At 43.5% G+C, this 2,155-nt stretch carries 3 protein-coding genes; 2 read left to right on the forward strand and 1 reads right to left on the reverse strand.

The window, feature by feature from the left end:
• Positions 1 to 113: 113 nt before the first annotated feature.
• Positions 114 to 569: a helix-turn-helix domain-containing protein gene (locus QUA62_RS29115; protein ID WP_333408268.1), complete on the reverse strand. Its 456-nt coding sequence runs from the start codon at positions 567 to 569 to the stop codon at positions 114 to 116.
• A 63-nt stretch (positions 570 to 632) separates the two neighbouring features.
• Here QUA62_RS29115 and QUA62_RS29120 point away from each other — a divergent pair, with 63 nt between their 5' ends.
• Both QUA62_RS29120 and QUA62_RS29125 read left to right on the forward strand, forming a co-directional pair.
• Positions 633 to 1,046, forward strand: a complete 414-nt coding sequence (locus QUA62_RS29120; RefSeq protein ID WP_333408269.1) for a hypothetical protein — start codon at positions 633 to 635, stop codon at positions 1,044 to 1,046.
• Between the two features lie 177 nt (positions 1,047 to 1,223).
• Positions 1,224 to 2,027, forward strand: a complete 804-nt coding sequence (locus QUA62_RS29125) for a DUF928 domain-containing protein (protein WP_333408270.1) — start codon at positions 1,224 to 1,226, stop codon at positions 2,025 to 2,027.
• Positions 2,028 to 2,155: the final 128 nt, after the last annotated feature.

Below are 2,155 nucleotides of genomic sequence, written 5' to 3' on the forward strand. Positions count from 1 at the left end.
ACCAGGTTCACTCCACGCACAAAATCCTGATTCATCTAAATATTTTAAGTCAATTCCTCCCGCCGCTGCCTCTAATTGCAACATATCTAAGTCGGATTGCTTCGTTTCTTGTACTATGGGGTCTTGTTTTCCTTTATGACTTTTTCTAAGCGAATTTCCAAATAAACCTTTTTTTTTAGTATCCGTCTTAATCGGTCGGCACTTAGTTTAACAGAACGTTCTTTTTCTAATTTCTGGACTAATTGAAGACTGTTATATGTACGTGGTTCGTTTTTGAGGCATTCTTTTAAAAACTCTATATCTGACTCTTTCCACTTGGGTTTTGCCCCTCGACCAGGCGATTCCCAAAGCCCTTCCATGCCTAGATGCGACCATTTATGTAAAACCTCTCTCACTGTTTGTGGAGTCGAGTTAAAATGAGCAGCTATTTTTTCAACGTACCAGCCATGTGCATTTAATCTAATTACTTCTGCTCTATCTTTGACTTTTTGTGGAACATCCGCAATTCTCAGTTCTAATAGAGTTTTGTCTTGTTGTTGAGTCAGGAATACCCTTAATCTAGCGCCCATATATTGAGTTACCTCAGTAGATGTATTCTCTTTCTTTACTTATTTTAACATACTTCGTTTTTTTTGCGCCGACCTACTTATACGCCGATCGAGCTTTCGGATGCGGAGCAGTGGGAGTTTGATGACGGTATATTTCAGTTTTGTTCGGACAATGTAGTTATCGGTGCTAAAAAACTGAAATTCCGACAAGTGGCTGCTTCTAATGACGGTAGGTGGAGAATTGCTGTTACAGCTTTGCGCGAGCAAAAAGCTACTGTTTTAGCAGCTACAAGTTCACCGGCTAAGATTGTCGAACTCAAACAAGGTGAAACTTTGATAGCTGATTGCGATTTGGTTAAAGGATTTACCAAGGGGATTGAAGAAGATTATCGAAAATTAGGTCATTTTGGGAAAGGGGGTGGAGAGGGTTATGTTTGGTATTATCAGGGGAAAGGTAAATTATTAGTATGTGAAAATGATGCTATGGGTTTGGGTTGAGTTGTTTCATTTTTAAAGTAGAGGTTGCTGGAGCAGGGTTCGCGGAATTTTATTGGGCAAATATACTAAAAAAATTACGCGAAACTATAGACGCTAGCATAAAAAATCTGGCAAGATTATTTTCAGGGTGCGGTTGGATCGAACTGAGATTTTACACCTCTACTTGGCGGATATTTTATGAATGTAACAAAACTGCTCCTACAGCAGGCGGCGCTTAATGTGCTTGTTGCTTTAACAATGGTTCAACCTGGATTGGCAGCGATGCTCGCTGATTCATCGGGGGAACCGAATTTGCTGCCACAGGTACTCGCATACGAGCCTCCCCCGCGCGGAGCACCGGGCGATCGCAAAGACGCAGGCAGCCGCGATCCTCACAACTTCTTAGCTTTGATTCCCGCTACAAATTTAGGGTTGACAGCGATCGCACATCCGACTTTTTGGCTATACTTGCCGGCTTCATTGCCCGATAACATTCCCTTTGAGTTTGTGCTGCGAGACGAACAGCAAGAGGTAGTTTTCCGAACAGTTTTTGAGCTAGAAAAAGCAGCGGGAATTGCGAGTTTTTCCTTGCCGCCCACTTCACCTCCTCTGGAAACTGGCAAGAAGTATCAGTGGTGCTTTTTGTGCGGGAATATCTCCCGCCACGGGTGGGTGGAGCGGGTGGCAATGAAACCAGAAATTTTGGTTCAGCTAGAAACAGCATCTCTAAGGGAGCGCGTTTTGCTGTTGGCTAAACACGGTTTGTGGTACGAAACTCTCACAGAATTAGTTGCACTGCGCGGCAAACTGTTGGGCCAATTACAGGCAGCTACTTTAGAGGAGAGGCTGCTAATTTATGCTGAAAATGATTTGCGGTATGAAGCGCTAGCAGAGCTATGTGGATTTGAGAAAATATCTTCTCTGGCGACTTTGGATGCTGACTGGGAGGCTTTATTGCAGCATCCGTTTGTACGCTTGCACGGGATAGTTTCACCACCGTAACACGCAAGATGCCTGTTCCACAAAGAGTAAGTTTTTTTGTGGGCCTTTTCTTTTGGAGTTTAGACTAAGCAGGTCAAAAAGTGCGCTCGCTGTTAGACTAGCGAACAGTTATCAAGAACGGCAATGGT

It is taken from the genome of Microcoleus sp. MON1_C1, assembly GCF_036701945.1.
Lineage (GTDB): Bacteria > Cyanobacteriota > Cyanobacteriia > Cyanobacteriales > Microcoleaceae > Microcoleus.